This is a genomic window from Polaromonas sp. P1_G4 (assembly GCF_056405475.1).
The window spans coordinates 1-5,192 of sequence record NZ_JBFUCA010000306.1; the positions used below are offsets into that span (position 1 = coordinate 1).

Below are 5,192 nucleotides of genomic sequence, written 5' to 3' on the forward strand. Positions count from 1 at the left end.
GTCTACTGAAGGTGCAAACGTGGCCTCCGCTGAACTTGCCCGCCTTGATCGTCTCGAAGGCTACCTGAAAACAGATCCAGGCAATCTACAGTTGCTCGCAGAGGCTTTTGATCTTTCTTTGCAATGCAGGCAATGGGATCGCGCAGCCTTCTATCTGCGTCATGGGCAAGTGCTCCAGGCCGATGCGTTGTCGTGGCGTCTGAAGGAGGGCGATTTGCTGTTGGCGCAGGAGCTTTACCCGGAGGCCACGGCAGCACTGAAAGTTTTGCAGCAAGTCGATGGGGTTCCCCCGGAGTTCACCGCCGTGGTTTTGCACAATCTTGCTTATATCGAGTTCAGGCAGGGTCGGTACGCCGAGTGTGTTTCCGAGTTGGCGGAATACATGGAAATTTTCACCAGTGCGGCATCGGGACTTTCGCATGAGGGTATTGCGCGAGCCTCGCTGGCAGGAGAACTGTTGCAACAGCTGTGGCTACGGTCGCTTCATCGTACGGCCGAACTGGAGCGCGCCTGCAATTGGGTTCGGGAGGCCGAAAAGTTGCAAAATCTGCGCGCTAGCGCCGCCGCAATAGCAAGCCTGATCGCCATAGATGCGGGGGATGCGGTGAGTGCGCAGCGCTGGGTGGATTTGGCGTTACAGCAAGCACAACTGCAAACACCGCCAAGCCTTCTTCCGGCCGAGATTTTCGTCACGCAATTGACTTTGGCCCTCGGTATGCGAAAAGCGGATGAAGCCATCGACTGGGCGGACAAGGCTCTGCAGCTCAATCATTCGGACGGTCGTGCATGGTCTGGGCGGGCATTTGCACATTTACTGAAAGGTGACCTGAAGCTGGCCCGGCAGGATTTTGCGCGCGCTTTGCAGGGCATGCCCGGTCACATCGGGACGTGGCACGGCCAGGGCTGGGCGGAATTGCTCGATCACGACCTTGAGGCGGCGCAGGCCAGTTTTTCCACAGCCCTTGAGATGGACCGCAACTTTTCCGAAAGCCATGGCGGCATGGCGGTCGTGCTGGCGCTCAAAAAGCAAACACATGAAGCCAGACAGCATGCGGAGCGTGCCATAGGCCTGGACAAAAATAATTTGTCGGGACGCTATGCCGAAGCTTTGCTCAATGGAGAGGTGAAGGATGAAGTTGCTATCCGAAAACTCGCGCAACGGCTGCTCGCAAGCCGGAAGAACCTGTCCGGTGTGAGCGTTCCGGATTTCACGGGAAATTCACCGCAAGGCTAGTCCGTGGAGTGAGGCCGAGAACCCCTAGGACTGTCTACCGATATCGCCTTTCAGACCTGCGGTATGGCGGCCGCTGCGTCGACGAGATAGCGAGCTGCATCCTTGATCGCGGAGGCCAGCTCTGGGTCGAACTCCATCTGGTCCAGGACCGGGTCCGCCAGCCGCTTCCAGTCCACGTCCTGCGCTGCGTCGCCGACGAATTCCTGCATCAGAACGGATTCCATGAACAGCTGGAATACCTTGCGTGGCTGCCGTGAGTCTTCTCTGGAAAGCGCACGAATCCGTTGCAGCAGCTGTTGCTTGAGTTTGGGCTCAAGCAGTGCCAGCGAGTCGAGAAACGGGTTGGTGTTCCCTGCTTGTCCCCGCTGGAGCTCGGAGGCTTTCCCCTGCGAAGGAGCATCAGGCGGCGCCGGCCTTTTGGGGTCGGTGGCGTTGGGGCGAAGAAACGCCCCGAGGCGGGAAGAAGGATCAATGATGGGCATGGGACTGGGTTAAATTCAGATGGGGTTAGCCATCTCAATTCGGGTGGTTATGGCGCTGGTAGTTTGAAAGCAGCACATGGTTTTCTTCGGCCCCGTCTGTCGCTTTCGGTAGAACAAGGTCCGAGGTCGATTCTTTCAATTCGGCTATTCGGGCGATGATTTTGCGTATGTCGCCAGAGAGAGCTTCGTTTTCGGTGTTCCTCGCCAAACCGTCTTCGTAGTGCTTGACGGCGCTTTCGAAGTCGTCTTGGGCGAGCGCCGCGTAGCCGCGAACGAAATACGGCAGCGGGTCGCTTTCAGGGAGGTCGAGTAAAGGTTGCCAGCTCACCAATGCCGCCGCAGCCCTGCCTGCGCTGAATTGCAATGTTCCAAGCTGGTACCTTGCCATGGTGAACTCGGGCGAGAGCAGGACGGCATTGGAAAGCGCCAGTTCGGCCTGTTCCATCTCTCCGTGAGCCGCGTGATGCGAGCCGATCAGAAACAGCGGGATGCCCCAAGTGGGGTCGACTGCCGCGCACTCATGAAAAAAATCAAGTGCTTGTACCTGGTTTCTGCCGGCTTCAATGCCCTGTTGGAGCAGAGCCTGTGCCTGCGAACGCGCGGAAGGTATTTGTGTCATGGTGGGCATCATTTCAGATTCGAAATTCGCTGAACGGGTGAGGGAATTTTGCGCCGGGGTGACTGCGTGGAACCATTCCCAGAGGTTCCCRCTGGTGACCGAATGAAACAGGAAGCAGGCCGGGCACCAGGGCCTTCGCGACCGTAAGCTGTGTTCGGCCCTGATCGACAAGGGAGTGCCGGGGGGTGATATCAATGGCGACAGGGCACAGGCCTTTCCCGGAAAAACGCCCAAGCAGCAAGTCTAGCGAGTAATTCGCCTCCGCTGTCGGCCAAGGGGTGCCGGTCACCTCACCGGACGGGAACAACATTCTGTCGGCGCGCCTGAAATGGCGTTTGAGTCCATACAGCCCAAAATGGTGTTCGGCCGTTTCGACCTGTTCTGCAAGTTTGATAGGGGGAAGGTACCCTCGCATCCATGCATGAATCCTCGCTTCCAGTTTATCGATCGCGCTGTTGACGGCGTCGGTAAAGCAGGAGCCTGCCGCGCTTGCGGTAGCCGTGAAATGCCTTTCCTCGTGCTGAGCAGAGACCATCGCGACCTGGGCGTACTCCGTGGAGAGTCGCTGGACCGTGATGATGCATCCCTCGCTTGCAAACGCATCGAGGCGCTGAGCCAACTCCCTGGGCCATTGCGCTGGCGGGTGAACAATGCCTGGTTTTTGGGCCAGCCAGTGCCTCATCAGTGAGTCTTGTTCGATGGCGGCATGCAAAGCCCGCACCGTCGCGTCTTCCTGGGATGTGCCGCTGCAGCAACCGGAAAAGTTGGCCTGCGTATAGCATTTTTGCGGACAGTGCCCCAAGGCCGCCAGACCAGCGCGGGAGAAAGCCAGCTCTCCCAGGACATGAACTGATTTTCCAGTGCAGAGGTCTACCCCTTCAACCCAAGGGTAGACCTGCGACTGCGAAAACGGCAGGTAGGGGAAATTGGGGAGTTTGTACTGTACGTCCGCATAGCGCACGAATTGCTCAGGGTTCTGCGCGTCCCCGATCTCGCTGATACGGCCCTGGACAAGTTTGTGCACTTGTTGATGACCTGCGTGCGCGAGGGCGTTTTGAATGGCCTGGCGGGCCGCCTGCATTGGATCGGTGTGGCTACCCCAGGCGTGCGGCCCAACCGCGTCTGTCCGTGCCCGGGCCAGGTGTACACCACGGTGAGGACTGGAAGATTCGACATCCGCCCAGGAAAAATCAATTTTCGCAGCGTGGGAAGCTGCCTCGATTTGTTCGGGTGAGGGTTTGGCACCAAACATCGCCGTGCCCAACAGCAACTGGCGGTGCAAGCCGCACATGAGGGCGATGGGCTGCTCCTGGTAACCGCCGATCGTCGCGTAGCCCAGGCCCAGTGCATCGGCGCTCAAGGCTCCGTTGTGCAGCGCGGCTCCTGCTTCCATAAAAAGGTATTGCAGCGAACGGCTGCGATAGCGCATCGCGCCGATAGCGGGATCGGCCGCTATAAAAATAGCGCCTGTGGCATAGGTTAATTCCCACGGCTTGAGGAAGGCGCGCGGTAGTTGCGCCGCAGTTTCGCCGATCTTCTGCAGGTAAATCATGCGCTCCTGCGGGTAGTGAAGGCGGTACACCCCCGGCGCATAGCCATCGACCTGGCGCTGCAGTGCCAGGTAAATTTCCAGCAGGTGCATCCCTCCCGCTGAAGCAAGGGCCCGATGAGGCAAATAGCCTGTGCGAGGATGTTTGATGTGCACAACCCCGGCAAGCGACCACAGCAGCTGATGCAGCGCAGAAGCGGATACCGTGCGATCGTCAAAGGTATTGCTGGTTACGCGGGAGGACAGAAATCTGTCAAGCGGTGCACTTTCCACCGTGACGGCGGCCTCGGGCAAGGCACTGGGCGCTTGCTCGGTATTCCACAAGAACCGGCCCGCGATGCCGTTAGTGAGCGCGGGAGATGCTCTGATGCCCAAAGGGCTGAGCTGGAACGCATAACGCGCCGCATGAGCACTCGCCAGGCTGGCATCGATCAATGCGCCTTCGCTGAGCAGAAAAGTCAGGAATTCGGAAAACTTTGCACGGGCCTGTGTATCGGCAATGCTGCTGACGGCCTGGTTGGCAGTGCGGGTGCCGTCGCATAAAGCGAAAACATGCTCCAGCAGGACCGCCGGCGCCTCTATCTCGACAATCTCGCTCGCATGGCGAACCACCAGCATGGCTTTGCGGCCTTTGCTGCGTATGCAACTGGCGCCCGCCAGCATGGGCGCCAGGCGATCCCAATCGGTCAGGCAGGCTTCGACGGCCGCCGGCACTCTGGGGTTCAGGATGCTGTTGTGCGTACCTGTGCGAGTCATTGCGGGAATGCTGTGATCCACCCATAGGCGTCGTCCCGGAGATTCCCGGCCGGCGGGCGGGTCATGCGGATGTCAATAGGCACGTAGATGTCTCCGAAGAGGGTAATAGGCTGCCTGGCGCGCGGAGTTGTGCGGGACAGAGTGGAGAGGCTCCGGCCCCATCGGCGAAGCGCTCACTAATATATCCGCGCAGTTCGGAATTTGTTTGTTTTTTCTGCGGACCATCGCATTCGTTTGTTCTCCGCTGTCACTTGTCATGGCTACCTCGTCAGCCGTTGCACTATCCCGGTAAATCAAGCCTTGCGCCGCAAATGGCATGGCCTGTTGGTCTGGTGATTGAGGGTTTTCCTAAACAAAGTGGTAAATGTGAGGATGTATTGATGAAATACCGTTGAGCAGTTCTCCAAAGGGTTGGAGGAGGGGTGAGGGGCAGGGGCCCGAGCCGGCGGTTCACCATTAGGTAGATCACATGGTTGCGATCGTCAGCGGCAATAGCCTGGGCTTGGGTTCAACGTCATTGGCCACGCTGGGGCGAGGCGGGCTGCTGGGGGC

General features: G+C 58.9%; 4 protein-coding genes. 1 reads left to right on the top strand and 3 read right to left on the bottom strand.

The annotated features are described in order from the left end of the window. Window positions 1-1,234 (top strand): tetratricopeptide repeat protein (locus tag AC1D1X_RS15105; RefSeq protein WP_477698570.1); only part of this gene is annotated, 1,234 nt, incomplete at its 5' end. Window positions 1,235-1,284: 50 nt separating this feature from the next. Here the strand turns inward: AC1D1X_RS15105 and AC1D1X_RS15110 are convergent. The 3 genes from AC1D1X_RS15110 to AC1D1X_RS15120 are packed head-to-tail and all read right to left on the bottom strand — an operon-like array spanning window position 1,285 to window position 4,661. Then, window positions 1,285-1,716 (bottom strand): hypothetical protein, encoded by a 432-nt coding sequence (locus AC1D1X_RS15110; protein WP_477669631.1) that lies wholly within the window; start codon window positions 1,714-1,716, stop codon window positions 1,285-1,287. 34 nt (window positions 1,717-1,750) lie between these two features. Next, the gene (locus AC1D1X_RS15115) at window positions 1,751-2,335 is read right to left on the bottom strand and encodes a tetratricopeptide repeat protein (protein WP_477669630.1); all 585 of its coding nucleotides are present in this window, start codon (window positions 2,333-2,335) and stop codon (window positions 1,751-1,753) included. A gap of 13 nt (window positions 2,336-2,348) precedes the next feature. Then, window positions 2,349-4,661: a YcaO-like family protein gene (locus AC1D1X_RS15120; RefSeq protein WP_477698571.1), complete on the bottom strand. Its 2,313-nt coding sequence runs from the start codon at window positions 4,659-4,661 to the stop codon at window positions 2,349-2,351. Between the last annotated feature and the right edge of the window lie 531 nt (window positions 4,662-5,192).